This window comes from Rhodococcus sp. 1R11, assembly GCF_004563845.1.
In the GTDB taxonomy this organism is placed as follows: domain Bacteria; phylum Actinomycetota; class Actinomycetes; order Mycobacteriales; family Mycobacteriaceae; genus Rhodococcoides.
In genome coordinates, this window is record NZ_SPNG01000009.1 from 1 (window position 1) to 18,556 (window position 18,556).

Annotated in this window: 18 protein-coding genes and 1 rRNA gene; 13 read left to right on the forward strand and 6 right to left on the reverse strand. The window is 63.7% G+C overall.

The genetic code is table 11. The features are described 5' to 3' along the window. The first annotated feature begins 191 nt into the window (after positions 1-191). Positions 192-308: ribosomal RNA gene (gene rrf, locus E4P29_RS16340) — 5S ribosomal RNA — on the forward strand. 135 nt (positions 309-443) lie between these two features. Beyond that, positions 444-1,046 (forward strand): DUF6188 family protein, encoded by a 603-nt coding sequence (locus E4P29_RS16345; RefSeq protein WP_209205437.1) that lies wholly within the window; start codon positions 444-446, stop codon positions 1,044-1,046. Here E4P29_RS16345 and E4P29_RS16350 read toward each other — a convergent pair. Together E4P29_RS16350 and E4P29_RS16355 are read right to left on the reverse strand one after the other, a co-directional pair. Beyond that, positions 1,025-1,774 carry a DUF2071 domain-containing protein gene (locus E4P29_RS16350; RefSeq protein WP_245154362.1) on the reverse strand — a complete coding sequence of 250 codons (750 nt, stop codon included), beginning with the start codon at positions 1,772-1,774 and terminating at the stop codon, positions 1,025-1,027. The two genes, E4P29_RS16345 and E4P29_RS16350, sit on opposite strands and share 22 nt — an antisense overlap. Positions 1,775-1,798: 24 nt before the next feature. Continuing rightward, a complete protein-coding gene (locus E4P29_RS16355; RefSeq protein ID WP_135046284.1) occupies positions 1,799-2,467 on the reverse strand; it encodes an SIMPL domain-containing protein in 669 nt (222 codons plus the stop codon). A gap of 86 nt (positions 2,468-2,553) precedes the next feature. Between E4P29_RS16355 and E4P29_RS16360 the strand changes: the two genes are divergently transcribed. Beyond that, complete coding sequence (locus E4P29_RS16360) at positions 2,554-3,546, forward strand: 2-oxoglutarate and iron-dependent oxygenase domain-containing protein (RefSeq protein ID WP_135046285.1); 993 nt, start codon at positions 2,554-2,556, stop codon at positions 3,544-3,546. Here the strand turns inward: E4P29_RS16360 and E4P29_RS16365 are convergent. Next, positions 3,540-3,968, reverse strand: a complete 429-nt coding sequence (locus E4P29_RS16365; RefSeq protein WP_245154363.1) for a DoxX family membrane protein — start codon at positions 3,966-3,968, stop codon at positions 3,540-3,542. The two genes, E4P29_RS16360 and E4P29_RS16365, sit on opposite strands and share 7 nt — an antisense overlap. Before the next feature lie 34 nt (positions 3,969-4,002). Here E4P29_RS16365 and E4P29_RS16370 point away from each other — a divergent pair, with 34 nt between their 5' ends. Then, on the forward strand, positions 4,003-5,094 hold the full coding sequence (locus tag E4P29_RS16370) for a DNA polymerase IV (RefSeq protein ID WP_135046287.1): 1,092 nt from the start codon (positions 4,003-4,005) through the stop codon (positions 5,092-5,094). 1 nt (position 5,095) lies between these two features. Here the strand turns inward: E4P29_RS16370 and E4P29_RS16375 are convergent, their stop codons facing one another. After that, complete coding sequence (locus tag E4P29_RS16375) at positions 5,096-5,788, reverse strand: tellurium resistance protein (RefSeq protein WP_135046288.1); 693 nt, start codon at positions 5,786-5,788, stop codon at positions 5,096-5,098. Positions 5,789-5,928: 140 nt separating this feature from the next. Here E4P29_RS16375 and E4P29_RS16380 point away from each other — a divergent pair, with 140 nt between their 5' ends. Continuing rightward, positions 5,929-7,407: a carboxylesterase/lipase family protein gene (locus tag E4P29_RS16380; protein ID WP_135046289.1), complete on the forward strand. Its 1,479-nt coding sequence runs from the start codon at positions 5,929-5,931 to the stop codon at positions 7,405-7,407. A gap of 47 nt (positions 7,408-7,454) precedes the next feature. Here E4P29_RS16380 and E4P29_RS16385 read toward each other — a convergent pair whose 3' ends face one another. Continuing rightward, the gene (locus tag E4P29_RS16385) at positions 7,455-9,206 is read right to left on the reverse strand and encodes a pyruvate dehydrogenase (RefSeq protein ID WP_135046290.1); all 1,752 of its coding nucleotides are present in this window, start codon (positions 9,204-9,206) and stop codon (positions 7,455-7,457) included. 282 nt (positions 9,207-9,488) lie between these two features. Here E4P29_RS16385 and E4P29_RS16390 point away from each other — a divergent pair, with 282 nt between their 5' ends. Genes E4P29_RS16390 through E4P29_RS16405 form a run of 4 tightly spaced genes read left to right on the forward strand, consistent with a single transcriptional unit; the run spans position 9,489 to position 13,693 of the window. Continuing rightward, positions 9,489-10,226, forward strand: a complete 738-nt coding sequence (locus E4P29_RS16390) for a GntR family transcriptional regulator (protein WP_209205438.1) — start codon at positions 9,489-9,491, stop codon at positions 10,224-10,226. 33 nt (positions 10,227-10,259) lie between these two features. Then, positions 10,260-11,261 carry an ADP-ribosylglycohydrolase family protein gene (locus E4P29_RS16395; RefSeq protein ID WP_135046291.1) on the forward strand — a complete coding sequence of 334 codons (1,002 nt, stop codon included), beginning with the start codon at positions 10,260-10,262 and terminating at the stop codon, positions 11,259-11,261. A gap of 30 nt (positions 11,262-11,291) precedes the next feature. Next, positions 11,292-12,758, forward strand: coding sequence for a cytosine permease (locus E4P29_RS16400; RefSeq protein WP_135046292.1), 1,467 nt, complete (start codon positions 11,292-11,294; stop codon positions 12,756-12,758). After that, on the forward strand, positions 12,755-13,693 hold the full coding sequence (locus tag E4P29_RS16405; protein WP_245154365.1) for a PfkB family carbohydrate kinase: 939 nt from the start codon (positions 12,755-12,757) through the stop codon (positions 13,691-13,693). The genes E4P29_RS16400 and E4P29_RS16405 overlap by 4 nt, the downstream gene beginning before the upstream one ends. Here the strand turns inward: E4P29_RS16405 and E4P29_RS16410 are convergent. Further along, positions 13,649-14,719 carry a LacI family DNA-binding transcriptional regulator gene (locus tag E4P29_RS16410; RefSeq protein ID WP_135046293.1) on the reverse strand — a complete coding sequence of 357 codons (1,071 nt, stop codon included), beginning with the start codon at positions 14,717-14,719 and terminating at the stop codon, positions 13,649-13,651. The genes E4P29_RS16405 and E4P29_RS16410 overlap by 45 nt on opposite strands. A 111-nt stretch (positions 14,720-14,830) precedes the next feature. On the opposite strand from E4P29_RS16410, the gene E4P29_RS16415 reads away from it, so the two are divergent. From E4P29_RS16415 to E4P29_RS16430, 4 genes are all read left to right on the forward strand, one after another. Next, entirely contained in the window at positions 14,831-15,865 is a 1,035-nt protein-coding gene (locus E4P29_RS16415; RefSeq protein WP_135046294.1) for a formamidase, read from the forward strand. A 159-nt stretch (positions 15,866-16,024) separates the two neighbouring features. Next, positions 16,025-16,657, forward strand: a complete 633-nt coding sequence (locus E4P29_RS16420; protein WP_135046295.1) for a flavin reductase family protein — start codon at positions 16,025-16,027, stop codon at positions 16,655-16,657. Further along, positions 16,654-17,547 carry a carbon-nitrogen hydrolase family protein gene (locus tag E4P29_RS16425; RefSeq protein ID WP_167735514.1) on the forward strand — a complete coding sequence of 298 codons (894 nt, stop codon included), beginning with the start codon at positions 16,654-16,656 and terminating at the stop codon, positions 17,545-17,547. Before E4P29_RS16420 ends, E4P29_RS16425 begins: the two co-directional genes overlap by 4 nt. Beyond that, a complete protein-coding gene (locus tag E4P29_RS16430; protein ID WP_135046297.1) occupies positions 17,525-18,556 on the forward strand; it encodes a hypothetical protein in 1,032 nt (343 codons plus the stop codon). Before E4P29_RS16425 ends, E4P29_RS16430 begins: the two co-directional genes overlap by 23 nt.

Consider the following 18,556-nt stretch of genomic DNA (forward strand, 5'->3'; position numbering starts at 1 on the left):
AAGTACAGCAATGTATGCAGGTGACTGGTACTAATAGGCCGAGGACTTACCACAAAGAAGCTACGCGTCCACTGTGCAATATCTGAAACAACACACGAAGAGTTGTTCAGTAACACAACCGAATACACGAATCCGCCACCCCACACGTGAGTGTGGGTGACAGGTTCGCTCGTGACACTGTTTCGCAGAGTTACGGCGGCCATAGCGGAGGGGAAACGCCCGGTCCCATTCCGAACCCGGAAGCTAAGCCCTCCAGCGCCGATGGTACTGCACTCGACAGGGTGTGGGAGAGTAGGACACCGCCGAACACAACATCCCGAAATGCCCCTGACCCTCCACGGTCAGGGGCATTTTGCATTCGAAACCACTACCCACACAACACAATCGAAAGAACGCGTGCGCACTGTGTACCGCGCTGGATTCGTGTGGCACAGTCGTGTTCGATGAAACTTCCCGTCGACGGCCAGCGCGTCCGCAAGGTCCTGCTCGATTTCGACCTGACCGTCGAATTCGACAGCGGTGCCACTATCGCGTTCAGTGAAGTCGTCGTCGATGATCTCGTCGTCGACGAAGACAACCAATTCGAGGGGCTTCGTGCGTTCGCCGCGTTGCTCGGTGTCGTCTGCGAGGATGCCGACTTCGACGAATCCGGTGTTCTCCGTCTGACATTCGACGGACGGACGCGAGTTGTGGCCCGTCCACGACCAGAGGTCGAGTCGTGGGAATTCTGTGCGGCCGACGGGTCCACCGTGCTGTGTGGTGCCGAGGGCACCGTCGAATCGTGGCCGGCACCGCCACACCGAAGTGACGATGAATCCACTCGAGAGGGTCTGCCCTCGATCGGTGCGACGGTCGTTCGCATATCCACCGGCGACGATGCCTCCGTAGAGTTCTCCGACGGAACGTGCCTGCATTTCGACCTACCGCTCGATGCGGGTTACCTGGTGCTTCGGGAGAGCGTCACGGCTGGTTCCGACGCGGGCGGGGACTGGGTCGTCGAGTTGTCGTCGGGGCACGTCATCTTCTATCGACCTCGCACCACATAGGGCTTGCCGAACTGAGTTGCGACACCGTCCGAGTACAGCACCGAGTCGGGTGGTCGAGTACTGACCCCCGGAAGACCCGCAGCGGCAACCAGCTGATCCGAGCAGTGGGTGGGTTCAGCGTCCACCAGGGCCCAATGTCGATGCACGTTCGGTACGTACAGCAGGCGTCCGCCCAGCGCGGTGTGCAGTCCCCACCGCGCGGTGAGGAAGACCGCCAGTGGGTCGTCGGACATGTCGCGTGTGCCCCGCACGATGCCGAAGTCCGTCGTCGCACCGCGCTTGGGCGGTGTCAGCCGCCGGCTGCGGTAGGAAATTGTCCGCTGGTCGTCGTCGATATCGATCGATGCCCACCGGTAGGGGATACGTGCGGCATTGGTGCCCACGACCACTGCGAGTCGGGTCGCCTCCAGGGAGCGAAAGACGACACCGCGTCGGCCTTCTGCGTCGATCGAGTACAGCCGCACATTGATCTCGCCGAAGGTCCCGAAGTACGGGACCGGGTGCCTATATCCGAGACCCGCACCGACCATGTGGAACCCGATGAGACCGACCCACGACGAACCGTCGAACTCGTCCGGTACGCACCCATCCGGTAACAGCGGCGCGACGACCGAACTCGGTACTCGCCAATGCAGAAAGACGAGTCGTTCCCACCGCTGGTCCATCAGAATCGGACGAGGCAGCAGCGGTGGCCGGGGCCAGAGGCGTCGGGCATCGTCGCGGTTCATGTTGCCGAGGGTAGGCGCGCTACGTCAGGAGGCGGTGAATCTGGCGTGCACACTGGCGGCGATCGTGATGTTCTCGGGCTTCAGGGCGAACGCGGCGGGCCCGGATTTCGCGGCAAGCATGCGGTGGGACGGCTCGGTGACGCCGCGTTCGGCAGACCCCGTCAGCAGCCCGGGATCGGCAACGGCCACGGCCGTCACATTCACCCTTCCCAGGCTCGACGCATATGCCTCTGCCTTGGATACAGCATCCTGCACTGCACGTTCGCGGACCTCATGGGTGTGGGCTTTCCTGCTCGGTTCGGTGAGGTCCCAGTCGAAGTGGTCGATCGAGACCCCGTCGAGAGCGGATGCGGCGTATACGAAGGCATCCACCAGGTCGAGTTGGCTGAACTTCACTTCGACGGACGCCTCGGCCTGATAGACGTACGGAAGTTGTTCGCCGTCCTGGTTGAACGGGCGGTGACGGGAACGCCGAACCTGATCGATGGTCCATCGATCGATCGGCCCGTGTTCACTGTTGTAGAGGGGTTCGATGAGGCGAGTGAGCTCACGTACGAGTTGCCCCGCAGGCTCCGACGCGGACTCGGCGCTGCGGCCGTCGGTACGCACCGTCAGGGACAACGTGCATTGTTCGGGTGGATAGGTCACCTCGCCGTGACCGACGACGGTGATGTCGAGTGCTTCCGGGCTCATGACGTCCAGTCTGGCATCCGGGCACGGGGATTCATCGAATCTCAACACTGCTGGCCGACGCGTCAGGTGCGGAGGACAATCGGGTCATGCTCCCTGTTCTCGATCTCGCGTCGTCCGAACACGACCCACAGACCTTCCGACGGGCTCTGCGCGAGGCAGCCCACGATTCGGGTTTCTTCTACCTCGTCGGACACGGGATCGGCACCGACCGGATGGACGACGTGTTGCGTTCGGCGCGGGCATTCTTCGCGGTGTCCGACGCCGTCAAGGACGAGATCAGTCAGCTGAAGAGCCCACACTTCCGCGGCTATTCGCGAGTGGGCGGCGAGCTGACCAACGGTCGGGTCGATTGGCGCGAGCAGATCGACATCGGTCCCGAGCGGCCGGCGATCGAGCATGCGCAGGGCTACTGGAATTTGCAAGGACCGAACCTGTGGCCGTCCGAACCCAGGGGCTTCCGCGAGACGTTCGAGCAGTGGGAGCGATCGGTGTCGCAGATCGGACTCGCGCTGCTCCGACATTGGGCGGCCTCTCTCGGCGCGGACGAGCACGTGTTCGACGACGCGTTCGGTACTGCGCCGGCGACGTTGATGAAAGTGGTGCGTTACCCAGGAACGCCGGATCATTCGCAGGGTGTTGGCGCGCACAAGGATTCGGGGGTGTTGACGCTGCTCCTGGTCGAACCCGACTCGGCCGGTTTGCAGGTGGAGACGGCCGCAGACACCTGGGTCGATGTGCCGCCGGTGGAGGGTGCGTTCATCGTCAACATCGGTGAGCTGTTGGAGGTGGCGACGGGCGGTTACCTCCGGGCGACGCGACATCGCGTGATTGCCCCCGGGCCGGGTACCGACCGGGTATCGGTGCCGTACTTCCTCAGTCCCGCACTGGATGCCGTCGTACCGATCATCACGCTGCCACCGGAACTGGCACGGCACTCACGTGGCGTCGAGGACGATCCCGACAACCCCATCTACGACAACTACGGGGAGAATGCGTGGAAATCCCGTACGCGCGCACATCCCGACGTGGCTCTGTTGCACCATGGAATCGTTCCCGCCGGGCACAGCTCCGCTCAGTGACGCTTGCTGCGACGCCCATTCGAGGCGCGCCACTGTGCCCAGGCACCGGTGCACCACAGTGCCCACACGATCAGCAGAGGTTGGAACAGCAGCCGGATGCCGCGTGCGGCATCCGAGTCCAGGCCGAACGCGTCGGTGTGCGTGACGAATTGAGAGATGTTTCCTGGGAAGACGGCGACGAAGAAGGCGGCCACCACCCATCCCACGAGTGCTGATCGAGCCGTCCAGAACAGGAGCGCAAGACCGAGAACGATCTCGACGACGCCCGAAGCCAGGACGACGAAGTCGGTGTCGACGGGCATCCATGTCGGTACCTGGGCCGCGAAGGTACTGCGTGCCCAGAACAGATGGCTCAGACCGGCGAAGACGAGAAATGCTCCCAGCACGATCCGGCCGATGGTCCGAGATATCGATTTCGTCATTGCGCCATGAGACACCACGGGCACACTGGTGACCATGACCGGGACCACCACGACCGAGCATGCGTCGACCGATGCCACTCGGCGGCGCTGGGTACTGCACGTCGATCTCGACCAATTCATCGCAGCGGTCGAGGTGCTGAGGAACCCCGACCTCGTGGGCAAAGCCGTCGTGGTCGGAGGCAGGGGAGACCCGACCGAGCGTGGGGTGGTGTCGACGGCTTCCTACGAGGCACGGGCGAAGGGCGTCGGATCCGGAATGCCGCTGCGGATCGCAGCGAAGAAGATTCCCGACGCCGTCTTTCTTCCCGTCGACAAGCCGGCATACGACGAGGCGTCGGCGACGGTGATGGACACGCTGCGTTCCCTCGGGGTGGTGGTGGAGGTGATCGGCTGGGACGAGGCCTTCCTGGGCGTCGAGACCGACGATCCGAGGACATTCGCCAGGACCGTGCACGACGCGGTGTTCGATGCGACCGGACTGCATTGCTCGGTCGGGATCGGGGACAACAAGCTTCGAGCGAAGATCGCCACCGATTTCGACAAGCCTCAGGGTATCTACCAACTCACCCAGGACAATTGGTACGAGGTGATGGGAGAGCGTGGCACCGATGCGCTGTGGGGAATCGGCAAGAAGATTTCCACACGGCTTGCTGCACTCGGTATCACCACCGTCCGTGAATTGGCCGATGCGGACGACGCAGACCTCGCCGCGGCGTTCGGGCCGAAGATCGGGCCATGGCTCGGTACGAAGGGTAAAGGGATCGAGCTGTCCCCGGTGACGTCCGAACCGTGGGTCGCGCGATCACACAGTCGGGAAGTCACGTTCCAGACCAACGTCGCCGATTGGACCGTGATCAGGGACGAGGTCGCGAATTTGACGTCGACGGTGCTCGCAGACATCGAAAGCGAGAACCGGCCCGCGGTCCGCGCGGCATTGAAGATTCGGTACGCCCCGTTCGAGACGCATACCGTCAGCGCCCCGATTCAGGGCCCGCCAACCTTCGATGCAGCGACTCTCACGTCGGCCGCAGTAGCCCTGGTGGATCGCCTCGACCACAGCCGAGAGGTTCGCCTGATCGGTGTGCGATTGGAAATGGTTCCGCCGCAACCGAAACCAGCTTCCTAGTTCACTTTCGGCCGGCAGCCCACTTCATTCCCCAGCCGTACTTCTTGTCGAGATCGGCTTGGCTGCCCTGGATGTACTCCACCTCGCGCGTCACGGTGATCCCGGCGGACGTGTTCTGCAGCAACGCGATCGAGCAGATCCGTGCCGAGTTCTCGGTCGAGTCCAGGCGAACCTCCACCTGCGGACCGCTGGTGGGGTACAGGGTCACCACGCCGTCGACCGCAGCCCAGTTGGGCGCGCCGTCGTAGATCATCGCGAAGATCAGAATGCGCGTGAATTTGTCGGGGTCGGCGAGATTGATATGCATGTTCTCCCCGCCGCTGACCGAACCCGAGCGGTCGTCGCCGTCGAGCGCGATGAACGGCGGCTGCTGCAACGACCCGAAGCTGTTTCCCAGTGCCTGAACGACGCCCTTGGAACCGTCGCGCAGCTCGTAGAGGCAGCCGAGGTCGAGATCCACCCCTCCGGTGCCGTACGACGCGGCGGCCAGCTTCGCCAGAAAGCCTTTCTTCTTCGGTTGCGCGGCCGGTGCGCCGCTCGACCAGTTCAGATTCACGCGCATCGACCCCTGCTTCTCTCCGGACTTGGTCAAACTGATGGTGGGCGACGCCTTGGACAGCGTCACCTTGCTCAGGTTGACCGACGCGGCGGGCTGGGCGGGCTGGGAGGGCTTGCGGGTGTAATCGATGGCCATCGTGGAGCCTTCCGAAACGGTCGAGTTCCGGATCGCGATGTCCGGTTTGGGCGGTCCGTCGAGAATAACCGCAACCGGGGTCGACGACGCGGGCCGGGAGTGCACTATGGAGTTCTCACGTTCGAAACCGAAAGGAACCGATGAACCCGGTCGTAGAGGTCGCGCAAGGGAAACTCAGTGGTCGCACGGTTGCGGGGGTGAGCGCCTTCAAGGGAATCCCGTACGCGGCACCGCCCTTCGGTGCACACCGATTTCAGGCACCACAGCAACCCGAGTCGTGGGAGGGCGTCCGGCAGGCCACCGAATTCGGCGCGACGGCTCCCAAGCCCGGATTTCCCAGCCCGATCGACCAGATTCTGTCCGAGGTGGCGATCGACGGAGACGATTGCCTGAACTTGAATGTCTGGACGCCTGACGTCGAGGCCGCGGGGTTGCCCGTACTGGTGTGGATTCACGGTGGGTCGTTCACCAACGGCAGCGGCGCGGTACCCACGTACGACGGGACCGCCTTCGCCCGCGACGGAATCGTGTGCGTCACCATCAACTACCGATTGGGCGTCGACGGATTCCTGGCGATCGACGGAGCGCCCGCAAACCGCGGTCTGCTGGATCAGGTTGCGGCACTCGAATGGGTGGCCGCCAACATTGCGGCGTTCGGCGGCGACCCCGCTCAGGTGACGGTTGCGGGTGAGTCGGCGGGCGCGATGAGTGTGGGCACGTTGCTGTCGATGCCTCGCGCGAAGGGGCTGTTCCGCCGCGCCATCCTGCAGAGCGGCGGCGGGCACCACGTGCTGACCGAGGAGACCGCGAAGAAGGTGACCGCGGCGTTGGCGTCGGACCTCGGTGTGGAACCCACCGTCGACGGTTTCGGTTCGGTGTCGGTGGCGGACTTGACGGCCGCGCAGACCGCGCTGTCGAATCGCATTGCCAAACAACCCGATCCGCGTCTGTGGGGCGAGCTGGTCCTCAACGTCATGGCGTACGAGCCGCACATCGACGGTGACGTGGTGCCGGACCGGCCGATCGATGCGATCGCTGCCGACTCCACCGCAGACGTCGAGATCATGGTCGGATCCAACTCCGACGAACACGCGCTGTTCTTCGTACCCAGCGGGGTGTTCCGCCACATCGACGAGAATCTGCTGCGCATGGCCATGGCGGGCATGGGTGCCGACGCAGACCGGGTGCTCGAGCTCTACCGCGCCGACGCACCCGACGCCACCGCAGGTGAGGTCATGATGGCCGCAATGACCGACTGGTTCTTCCGGATTCCTGCCATCCGTATCGCCGAGGCTCGTTCGGGTTCACCGACGTACATGTACGAATTCGCCCGGCCGTCACCGTCGTACGAGGGCAAGCTCGGTGCCTGCCACGCGATCGAGATCCCGTTCGTCTTCGACAACCTCGCCGAAGGCACCGGTGGGTTGCTCCTCGGACCGAACCCACCACAGGAACTCGCCGACCGAACTCACCGCGCCTGGGTGGACTTCGTCACGGGAGGCGACCCGGGCTGGGCCCCGTACGGGCCGGAGCGAACGGTCATGACGTTCGACGCGGATTCGGCGTCGGTGCAGGATCCTCGTGCGGCGCAGCGGGAGTTGTGGGACAAGATCCGGTAGACGACAGCACCGGTGGTACAGGCAGTACCACCGGTGCCGGGTCTGGATCAGGGGCGCGGAACGTTCCGCAAGTTCGACTTCGCCATCCGAACTGCTTCCCCCACACCGCCGTTGAGAACCACCTTGCTCATCGCGAGCGCGAATCCCTTGAGCTGCTCGCCGGTCAGGGTCGGCGGAACCGACAGAGCCAGCGGATCGGTGATCAGTTGCACCAGGGCAGGCCCGTCCGTGGCGAACGCGGTTTCGAGTGCGCCGCGAATATCACCCGGCTGGTCGACGCGCTGCGCATGAATGCCCGCAGCCTTGGCGATTCCGGTGTAGTCGACCTGCGGCACGTCTACGCCGAAGTCGGGGAGGCCGTCGACGAGCATCTCGGCCTTGACCATGCCCAAGGTCGAGTTGTCGAACATCACGATCTTCACCGGCAACTTGTACATCGCCACGGTGAGGAGTTCGGAGAGCATCATCGAGAATCCACCGTCACCCGAGATGGAGACGACCTGACGGCCCGGGTGCGCGAACTGCGCCCCGATGGCGTGCGGTAGCGCGTTGGCCATCGAGCCGTGCAGCATCGACGCGACGAAAGCTCTTCTGCCGGTGGGGTTGATGTATCGGGCGGTCCACACGTTGCACATACCGGTGTCGGTGGTGAACACGGCATCGTCGTCGGCCAGATCGTCGAGCACGGACGCGGCGAACTCGGGATGGATCGGCACGAGCTTCTCGGCATTGCGGGTGTACGCGCCGACGGTCTTGCCCATCAGGTCGTTGTGCTTGTCCAACCACTTCTCTGCGTAGCGGCGATCGGTCTTGCGAGTGACCAACGGCTGCAACGCGTTCAGAGTTGCGCGGACGTCCCCGTGGATGGGGTACCGCACCGAGGTACGGCGACCCAGCTTGGTCGGATCGATGTCGATCTGCGCGGTCGCGACATCCTCGGGAAGAAACTGTTGGTACGGAAAGTCGGTGCCGAGCAGGATCAACAGATCCGCGTCGTGGATACCGGCGTGCGCAGCTCCGTAGCCGAGCAGGCCGGTCATGCCGACGTCGTACGGGTTGTCGTACTGAATGAACTCCTTGCCGCGCAACGAATGTCCGACGGGAGCACCGATGGTGTCGGCGAATGCGACGACCTCGTCATGGGCACCTTTGACGCCGTAGCCGGCGAAGATCGCGACCTTCTCGGCATTGTTGATGGCGTCGGCCAGCTGTTGGATGTCGGCGGCGGGCGGAGTGACGACGGGAGTCGACGGAATGGCGATGGGATCCATTGCGCCGGCAGCGGCCAGCTCGGCGATGTCACCGGGGAGCGTCACCACCGATACTCCGCCGCCGGTGATCGCTGCGTTGATTGCAGCGCGGAAGACGCGCGGTGCTTGCTCGGCGGTGGAGACGAACTCGTTGTACAGCGAGCATTCGACGAACAGGCGATCGGGGTGCGTCTCCTGGAAGTACCCCGACCCGATCTCGCTGCTGGGAATGTGGGATGCGATCGCGAGAACCGGTGCGCCGGAACGGTGTGCGTCGAACAGCCCGTTGATCAGGTGCAGGTTACCCGGCCCGCAGGAGCCGGCGCAGACGGCGAGGGTGCCGGTGGTCTGCGCGTCCGCCGACGCCGCGAACGCCGCAGCTTCCTCGTGGCGAACATGGATCCAGTCGATGCCGCCCTTGGCCGATCCTCCGGTCCGACGCACCGCGTCGACCACCGGGTTGAGACTGTCGCCGACGATTCCGTAGATGCGCCGAACTCCGGCGTCGACAAGTCCGCGAACGAGTTGTTCGGCCACTGTGGTGGACATAGTTTTTCTCCTCGGATGTAGTAGCGCGCCTCGGGGTCGATGTGCCTGTGCGCATTCTCGACGCCTTCCCGGCGTCGAGGGTGTACGAAACATAGAAGTGCAGCGCGATCACTACCGCAAGAGCAAAGCCCAGGTAGAGGCCCGTCGCGATCTCCGTCACGTGGCGAAATTCCTGCCAGCACTCATCGAAGACTGGGGCTGTCCTGACGTGCTGTCTGCCGATGGCGACATCCAAATGAACAGGCTCTGTACAGGTTCATTCTTGGGATGTACGGTACTGACATGACCGAGCCCGCTATGACTCAGCGCACACCGGAACGCGCACGGCACAAGCGCCAACAGGTACTCGCCTCGCTCAAGAACACCATCGAGTCCGGCGACATCCCCTCAGGCTCGTTCTTGCCCGGAGAGAACGACCTTGCCCGTGAGTTCTCGGTCAGTCGCGGAACCATCCGATCGGCGCTCAGCGAATTGGAAGAACAGAACCTCATCCAAAAGCGCAGCGGCATAGGATCACTCGTCACCTTCGATGGTCATCAGATCGAGACTGCGGACGGATGGGCGCGGGCCCTGTCCTCCGCGGGCGTCGAGATGCACACCCGCACTCTCCGGGTCGAGCGCATCGTCGACCCCGAGTTGGCAGCCGAGGCCGGTACTTCCACGCTGAACTTCGTTGCCGTCGACCGAGTGCGGCACGTGGTCGACGGCCGACCGGTGTCGCTGGAGCGTAGCCGTGTTCCGGCGCTCGGTTCGCTTGCGGACCTGCCCGAGAACGGATTGCTAGGAGAATCGCTGACGGCAACCTTGAGGTCTGCGGGGCTCGTGGCTGCCAGCGGCGAGCAATGGGTCTCGGTGGTTCCCGTCGACGCGGCCGATGCAGCCGTTCTCGAAGTCCCGGTGGGCACCCCGTACCTGCACAGCATTCGTGTCAGTCGAGACGCGTCGGGTCGGTTCGTCGAGAAGGTCGTCAGCCTGCTCGCGCCCGACCGCTTCCGGCTCCATCTCACTTTCAATTCCTGACCGATGACCCCACTCTCTGCGAGGACTGTTTCGATGTCTGCTTCACGCGATCGCGCCCTCGGGGCTTTCTATGGCCTGGCGCTGGGAGACGCGCTGGGAATGCCGACACAATCGATGTGCCGCTGGGACATTGCTGAGGATTACGGCCAACTACGCGGATTCGTCGCCGCCGGTCCCCGTCAGCGGATCGCGCACGGCATGTCGGCGGGCTCGATCACCGACGACACCGAGCAAGCGATCATGTTGGCCCAGTTGATCATCGACGGTGACGGTAGGGTCGATCCCTCGGCTTTCGCCCACGCCTTGATCGCGTGGGAGTCCGAGATGTCCGCGCGCGGATCGTTGGACCTGCTCGGACCGTCGACCAAGCGAGCTGTGGAACGAATACTCGACGGCGCGGACCCGAACGAGGCGGGCAAGTTCGGCAGCACCAACGGTGCGGCCATGCGAATAACGCCCGCGGCAATTGCGGCATCGTTGGACGGCGGTATCGCGCCATTCGTCGACGCGATCTACAGTTGCAGCTTCGTCACCCACAATACGTCTCTCGGAATAGCCTCCGCCGCAGCGGTTGCCGGAGCCGTCAGCGCCGGGATCGCGGGTGCGGAATTGCACGAGGCGGTCGACATCGGTGTCGCCGCGGCCACCGAGGGGGCCACCCGTGGGTATTGGGTCGCCGGTGGAAACATCGCAGCCCGTATTCGTTGGGCAGTCGAGCTGGTCGGGAAATCCACCGACCGGCACATCACGGACACAGTGGCAGACGTCATCGGCACCTCCGTCGCGTCACAGGAATCAGTGGTAGCGGCCTTCGCTCTGGCCGTTGCGTACGACGACCCTTGGGACGTCGTACTGACAGCCGCCACCATCGGCGGCGACACCGACACGATCGCAGCAATAGCCGGCGCAATTCGCGGCGCCGTCGGCGGCTTGGCAGCGTGGCCCGGCGAAGCGATACGAACGGTAACCGACGTGAACAAGCTCGATCTGGAGCCCATCGTCGATCGACTGCTTGCTCTCCGTAACACGAACTGACACAGTTCGACTCACCCTTGGAGCACAACCATGACCTCATCCGCTTCCACGTCTGCATCGGACACGACAGTCGACGTACTGTCGCTGGAAACTCGGGGGATCGAGCCCGTCCCGGACGACGAACGCAACGGTAATCCGCTGCAGTTGTTCTGGGTGTGGTTCGCCGCGAACATTTCCATTCTCGGTCTACCGCTCGGGGCCACCCTGGTGGTCTTCACCGGTCTGAATATCTGGCAAGCATTGATTGTCGCCCTGGTGGGCGCGGCGGGTTCGTTCGCCATCGTCGGAATCGTGTCGATTGCCGGCAAACGTGGCGGGGCACCCAGTCTCACGTTGTCGCGGGCCACCTTCGGGGTTCGCGGAAACATCGGCCCCACATTGGTCTCGCTGATGTCGCGGCTCGGCTGGGAAACCGTCAACACCACGACCGCGGCATTCGTGTTGCTGTCGATATTCACACTGATCTTCGGTGGATCCGGCGTCGCGAAGGATCATGCGTTCGTCACGATCGTCTCCATTGTCGTCTTCATCGTGCTGACACTGGTGGTCAGCGGTCTGGGGCATGCGGCGATCCTCGTCATCCAACGCTGGTCCACGTGGATTTTCGGTGCGCTGAATATCTTCGTCGCGATCTTCCTGATCGCCACCGTCGACTGGACTGCAGTGACCAGTACCCCGGCCGGATCCATCAGTGCGATGGTCATCGGTGTCGGAACCATCGCTGCTGGAACAGGTATCGGTTGGGCGAATGCCGGAGCCGACATGTCGCGATATCAACGAAAGAGTGTGGGAGCCGGCTCGTTGGTGCTGTCCAGCGCGGCCGGAGCCGGAATTCCCCTCGTTCTGCTGATCGGACTCGGCGCGCTGCTGTCGGCAGGCGACAACAGCCTTGCGTCCGCATCGGATCCGGTTGCGGCAATCCGAGAAATTCTGCCGGCCTGGATGGCCGTTCCGTATCTGATCACCGCATTCGGCGGATTGCTGTTGTCCAACCACCTTTCGGTGTACTCGGCCAGTCTCACCACGTTGACCCTCGGTTTCCGGATCAAGCGGGTCTATGCGGTCGGAGTCGACGTCTTCGTCACGTTCGTCGGCGCCATTTACTTCATGCTGATCTCCGACGGCTTCTACGGACCGTTCATCACCTTCATCTCGGTTCTCGCCGTACCTCTGACGGCATGGCTCGGTGTGTTCATGACTGACATGATCAAACGGAAGACGTACGACGCGGCATCGATCATGAACGTGGGCAACACCAGTCGCTACTGGTACACCGGCGGAGTCAACTGGTACGCCTTCGCGAGCTGGGCGGCGGGAATCGTGGTGGGCTTCCTGTTCACTGCGATCACGGTGGACGGCGACGTGATCTACACCGGACCGCTGTCCGGCAGCTGGATCGGTGACAACGGACTCGGCTGGGTGGCGTCGTTCGTGATCGCCGCCGGGCTTTATCTCGTCACCGGTGGAGCGCGGCGGACCGAGACGGTCTCTCGGTGAGTCCGCGACTGATCCATACCGGTCAGGTGATCGTCGACGTGGTGATGGCCGTACCCGAAGTGCCGGTTCCGGGAGGTGACGTCGTAGCGACGTCACTGAACGAGACCGCGGGCGGTGGACTCAACGTGATGGTCGCCGCGATTCGTGATGATCTGCCGGTGATCTTCGCCGGCAGATACGGGTCCGGTCACTATGGTTCGATCGTCCGCGAAGCTCTGTCCGCCAGCGGTGCCGGCATAGTCAATACCGCACCGGCTGAACAGGACTCGGGATTCTGTATCGCCCTCGTCGATGCGAACACCGAGCGCACGTTCGTGACCTACCCGGGGGCCGAGGCGGAACTGAGTATCGGGGACCTCGAGGCGGCAGGGGTACGGAGTGCAGACTTGGTGTACGTCACCGGCTACGGGTTGGCGCACGAGAGCAACGCCGCAGCATTGACCGCGTGGCTGCCGACGCTTCCCGCAGACGTCACGGTGCTGTTCGATCCGTCCCCATTGATCGCCACGCTGAACCGCGACGTGGTGGACGCCGTTCTCGCCCGTGCCGACATCGTGAGCGTGAATCTACGCGAGGGCATGCTCATGACGGATGAGGTCGATATCGATTCCATCGCGGCCGAATTGGTGACGAGGGTGCGGCCCGATGCGGCGGTGGTAGTCCGTACCGGTCCGGACGGTTGTCGAATCGCGGGCGGTAGACGAACGTCGCAATCGGTTCCGGGGTTCGAGGTGCAGGCGGTGGACTCGAACGGCGCGGGCGATGCTCACGCCGGGGTGTTGTTGGCAGGGCTGTCCCGTGGGCTCGGTCTGTACGACGCGGCACTGCGAGCCAATGCTGCTGCAGCACTTGCGGTCACCGAGCGAGGACCGGCGACGGCTCCGCCTCGGTCACGTACCGACGCGTTGATCCGCGGTCGTCCTCTCGACGGGTGAGAGACGACTCCGTCCTGGAACCGTCGAGTCGCGCACGACGAGGGTCGGTGTCAACGCCATCGAGGACACCGGAAGTCCATGGGTGACCGCCAGCAGCATCTCTGCTGCGCGCGTGCCGATTTCGCGGTGTGGGCTGTGAATCGTCGTCAACGGAACGGTCAACTCGCTGCAGATCGAGATGTCGTTGTAGCCGACGACGGCTACGTCGCGTCCTGGCTGCAGACCCGACTCACGCAGCACGCCGAGCACTCCGATGGCGCTGAAATCGTTGGTCGCGAAGATCGCCGTCGGGGGAGTCGGCAGCGACATAAGGTCGCTCGCCCCGCGCCTTCCGGCATCGGGATCGAACCCCTCTTCCCGTACGTACTCGTCCGGAACGTCGATGCCTGCGTCGCGGAGGGCAGCGCGGCAGCCCTCCAAGCGGTCGATTCCGGTGCTGGCCCACGCCGGGCCGGACACGATCCCCACTCGGGTGTGGCCCAGTCCGGCAAGGTGCTCACCGGCGAGGTAGCCGCCCCGATGGTCGTCGCACGTCACGGAGGTCATTCCCGGGTATCTGCGGCTGATGAGCACGAACTTGATCCCTCGGCGCTGGAGGAGTTCGAGGTTCTCGCTGTCGAGGCGAGCATCACCGAAGATGAGGCCGTCGACGTTGCGGCCGAGCAACAGGTCGATGCGTCGACGCTGCTGAATCGGATCGTCGTGGGTGTTGGCGACGAAGGTCTCGTACCCGGCACGGTTCGCTGTTTCCTCGATGGCGTCGTACATCGCAGAGAGCACCACATCGGTCAATCGCGGGACGAGTACTCCGAACGCAGTGGATTTCTTGGTGGTCAAGCTCGCCGCGTTGGGGTTGGGGACGTAGTCCATATCGCGGGCCAGCTCGAACAATCGCAGATCTCCGGCGCTCGCACCTGCCGGGTCGAGCGCAACGCGTCGCAGAGCACGAGAGACGGTCGAAACATGCACTCCCGCAGCCGCTGCGACCGTTTTGAGCGTGACGCTCCCCGAACTGGTGCTGTCCACTGGCGGTTCCCCTCGATCCTCCGTCGGCGCTGCCCCGACCCCTGATGACCCCTAAGCTAGCACCGTGCGCAATCGTTTGCGCAACAAGTTGCCCCTAGGAACGGACATTAGATGACAGGTCTTGGTGGTCTCAATCCGTCGCCGACGTCACTCACGCTCGGCCTGGTTCAGCAGCAGGTTCCGCTGATCACGAGCTTGGACGATGTCGACGCGACGACCGATCGCGTGTGCAGGCAGCTGCGCGAGGCGAAGGCCGGGTTCGCGGCGCTCGACCTCGTGGTCTTCCCGGAGTACTCGCTGCACGGTCTACGCAAATCGTCGTGGGCGTCCGACGAGGTGATGTGCGACATGGACGGTCCGCAGGTGGAGCGATTGCGCGACGCGTGCCGTGAGTCGACGGTGTGGGGGTGCTTCAGCATCATGGAACGCAACCCCGGTGGAGCGCCGTTCAACTCAGGAATAATCGTCGACGATCAGGGTGGGATTGCCCTGTACGTCCGCAAACTTCACCCCTGGACGCCCAAGGAGCCTTGGGAGCCCGGCGACATCGGTCTGCCGGTCTGCCCGGGACCGAAGGGTTCGGTGTTGTCGCTGTTGATCTGTCACGACGGAATGTTCCCCGAAGTCGCCCGTGAAGCGAGCTACCGCGGTGCCAACGTGTTGCTGCGCACGGCCGGCTACAAGTTCCCTCTTCGGCAGTCCTGGCGTATCACCAACGAGGCCAATGCATTCCACAACCTGGCGTACACTGCCTCGGTCTGTTTGGCGGGGGAGGACGGCAACGGCATCCCGTCGATGGGGGAGGCGATGGTGTGCGACTACGAAGGAACGATCATCGAGCGCGGCGATTCCACACCCGATCGGGTGGTGACCGTGTCGATCGAGCCGGCCAGGGCCGACGCGGCACGTCGCGAGTGGGGAGTGGAGAACAACATCTATCAACTGGGGCATCGTGGGTACACCGCGCTCGATGGAGGGGCGCGTGACTGCCCGTACACCTACGTCCGCGATCTCGCCGACGGAACCTACCGAGTTCCGTGGGAGGACGAGGTTCGCATTGTCGACGGGTCTTCGGAGGGGTACGGGCCGCCGCGTCGAGACGGCAGTCCGATCGATACGGCCAGGGCCGGGATGCGCGGCGAGTAAGGCGCAGGTTACGCAGCCGGTGCCCGTGTAACGGTGCCATTAATTGGTTTCGGATTTGTGGCCCAAAGCTCGACATCGACCGAGAAACCCCTCTATCGTCAGAGCAACGCAATCGGTTGCACGACCGGTTGCACAGCAAGCGAAAGAAGGCTCGTTTCGATGACTCCCCAGGTAGGCGACTCTCTGGAGCTCACGGATCGCACCCGCCACGACATCGAATCGATGTCGTCGGGGGATGTGTACAAACTGCTGTCCTGTGCGGTGCAGCCGCGTCCTATCGCCTGGATCTCGACGGTCTCCGGCGACGGCGTCCGCAACCTGGCACCGTTCAGCTTCTTCAATGTCGCGTCGCGCAATCCGGCGACGCTGATGATCTCCATCGGAGAACGTATCGGATCCCCCGGAGAGTTCAAGGACACACTGGTCAACATTCGCGAGACCGGCGAATTCGTCGTCAACATTCCGTCCGCGGACACCGTGGATGCGGTGACCGCGAGTTTCGCCACCGTCGACGCCGACGTCGACGAGTTCGAGCTCTCGCGCATGACCGCAGTGCCGTCGGTGTCCGTCGCAGCCCCGTCGGTGCTCGAATCCTTGGTGTCTCTCGAATGCCGCACGATGCAGGAAATTGCGCTCGGCACGGACACTCTGGTGTTGGGGACCGTGACGGCGGTGACCAGCAGGCCTGGCCTGCTCACCGCCGACCTGCACGTCGATACTCTCGAACACCGTTTCCTCGGCAGACTGGCGGGCCCGTTCTACACCACCGACATGAACCGGGTGGCGCAGTGACTGCCTCGGCCCGTCTGCTCGGTGTCGACACCGAGGCGGTTGTCGACACCTTCGACATCGCTGTGGTGCAGACCGGTTCGCGGGTGGGAGCCTGGCAGCAGAACATCGACGCGGTGCGCTCGGAGGTGCAGGCTCTCGCCGCGGGCGGATCGAAGGTGATCGTTCTGCCCGAATTGTTCGCCAGCGGTTACGATCTCGACAGCATCGACACGATGGCCGAGTCCGTACCCGGTCGAACGTCGACCGCACTCGGAGCGCTGGCCGCCGAGACCGACACGGTTCTGGTGACGGCCATCGCGTTTCGTGATGCCGACGGAATCGTCTTCGACAGCTCGCTCGTCGTGGGCCCGGGCGGCCTGATCGCTCTGGGACACAAGCGCTTTCTGTGGGACCGAGAGAAATCGGTGTTCACTCCTGGCGCTGAGAGCGGACTGCTGGTCAGCAGTCCGTTCGGCACCATCGGCGTCGTGATCTGCTACGAGGCAGGGTTCCCCGAGACGGTCCGCGACCTCGTCCAGCGAGGAGCCGATGTGATCGCCGTACCGTCGGCATTCGGACACGTCCGTTTGCACGTGTGGAAGTTGCTCACCCGTTCCCGAGCACTCGAGAACGGCGTCGTCGTCGCGGCCGCCGGACTCACCGGACAGACCGGCGACGGCCCACGGTTCGCGGGCCACAGCGTCATCGTCGGACCGCAAGGACGCACCATCGTCGAGATGGACGAGAGCGTCGGATCGGTCTCGGCAACAGTGACGCGCCGTGAGTTGCTCGACGCACGCGACGAAATTCCTTATCTGAAAGACCTTGCCCGCCTGGGCGGAATCACCGAGAACGATTCAACCGAGAACCCTCACGAGAGGAACCGAGATGTTCGATCTGCGATCAGCTGATCTCCTGCGCGCGTTCACCCGTCAGCTCGAGCTGTGCAAAGTGCAGCCAGGAGAGCAGGTGGTGATTCTCGCGGAGCCTTCGAGCCGTGGGGATTACGTCTCGGCTGCCTTCGGAGCGGCTCAAAGTTTGGGGGCACAGGTACTTTCGGCCACCGTTCCCGGCGGCAGTCCGGCACCGATGCCGAGCACCCACACCGGTGCGGGCCCCGGTCTTGTGTCGGTCATGAACAGTTCGGTCGCACAGGACATGCTCAAGGGAGCTGATCTCGTGGTCGATCTGACCAGCGAGGGCTTCATTCACGCGCCTATCCAGCAAGAGATCCTGGCCGCCGGAACACGCATCATCTTCGTGTGCGACGCCCCGGACGTGCTTATCAGGAATATGCCGCAGGACGGCGACAAGGAGCGGGTCCAGTCAGGCGTCGATCTGATCCGCAACGGTTCGACCATGCGCATCACCAACGAAGCCGGTACCGATCTCACCGTGCAACTGAGCAATTCGCAGCCCGAGTTCCAGGTGGGCTTCGCCGACGACAAGGGCCGCTGGGATCACTGGCCGTCCACCATGGTGTTGTGTTGGCCGGAGATCTCGAACGGAAAGATCGTGCTGTCCGAGGGCGATATCTTGTTGCCGTTCAAGGAATACGTCCGGGACGAGACGACGCTGACGGTCACCAACGGCCACATCGACGAGGTGACCGGCGGCGGTGAAGCTGCACTGCTCAACATGTTCTTCGCCGACTCCAACGACAAGTGGGCGCGCTACCTGTCCCACATGGGCTGGGGCTTGATGAAGACCGGCGACTGGTTCGCGGCCGCGATGTACGGCAAGGACGACATCATGGGTATGGACGCGCGAGCGTTCGCCGGCAGCTTCCTGTGGTCCACCGGCCCGCACCCTGTACTCGGCCGAGACTCATACGCACACCTCGACATCGGAATGCGCGCCTGCACGGTATCCATCGACGGCATCGACGTCGTCACCGAAGGTCGATTGGTGGAGAACTGA

What these genes read in the sequence shown, in the direction of transcription:
- E4P29_RS16345 (WP_209205437.1), top strand. Translation starts at nt 444, where the DNA reads ATGAAACTTCCCGTCGACGGCCAGCGCGTCCGCAAGGTCCTGCTCGAT.
- E4P29_RS16350 (WP_245154362.1), bottom strand. Translation starts at nt 1,774, where the DNA reads ATGAACCGCGACGATGCCCGACGCCTCTGGCCCCGGCCACCGCTGCTG.
- E4P29_RS16355 (WP_135046284.1), bottom strand. Translation starts at nt 2,467, where the DNA reads ATGAGCCCGGAAGCACTCGACATCACCGTCGTCGGTCACGGCGAGGTG.
- E4P29_RS16360 (WP_135046285.1), top strand. Translation starts at nt 2,554, where the DNA reads ATGCTCCCTGTTCTCGATCTCGCGTCGTCCGAACACGACCCACAGACC.
- E4P29_RS16365 (WP_245154363.1), bottom strand. Translation starts at nt 3,968, where the DNA reads ATGACGAAATCGATATCTCGGACCATCGGCCGGATCGTGCTGGGAGCA.
- E4P29_RS16370 (WP_135046287.1), top strand. Translation starts at nt 4,003, where the DNA reads ATGACCGGGACCACCACGACCGAGCATGCGTCGACCGATGCCACTCGG.
- E4P29_RS16375 (WP_135046288.1), bottom strand. Translation starts at nt 5,788, where the DNA reads ATGGCCATCGATTACACCCGCAAGCCCTCCCAGCCCGCCCAGCCCGCC.
- E4P29_RS16380 (WP_135046289.1), top strand. Translation starts at nt 5,929, where the DNA reads ATGAACCCGGTCGTAGAGGTCGCGCAAGGGAAACTCAGTGGTCGCACG.
- E4P29_RS16385 (WP_135046290.1), bottom strand. Translation starts at nt 9,206, where the DNA reads ATGTCCACCACAGTGGCCGAACAACTCGTTCGCGGACTTGTCGACGCC.
- E4P29_RS16390 (WP_209205438.1), top strand. Translation starts at nt 9,489, where the DNA reads ATGACCGAGCCCGCTATGACTCAGCGCACACCGGAACGCGCACGGCAC.
- E4P29_RS16395 (WP_135046291.1), top strand. Translation starts at nt 10,260, where the DNA reads ATGTCTGCTTCACGCGATCGCGCCCTCGGGGCTTTCTATGGCCTGGCG.
- E4P29_RS16400 (WP_135046292.1), top strand. Translation starts at nt 11,292, where the DNA reads ATGACCTCATCCGCTTCCACGTCTGCATCGGACACGACAGTCGACGTA.
- E4P29_RS16415 (WP_135046294.1), top strand. Translation starts at nt 14,831, where the DNA reads ATGACAGGTCTTGGTGGTCTCAATCCGTCGCCGACGTCACTCACGCTC.
- E4P29_RS16420 (WP_135046295.1), top strand. Translation starts at nt 16,025, where the DNA reads ATGACTCCCCAGGTAGGCGACTCTCTGGAGCTCACGGATCGCACCCGC.
- E4P29_RS16430 (WP_135046297.1), top strand. Translation starts at nt 17,525, where the DNA reads ATGTTCGATCTGCGATCAGCTGATCTCCTGCGCGCGTTCACCCGTCAG.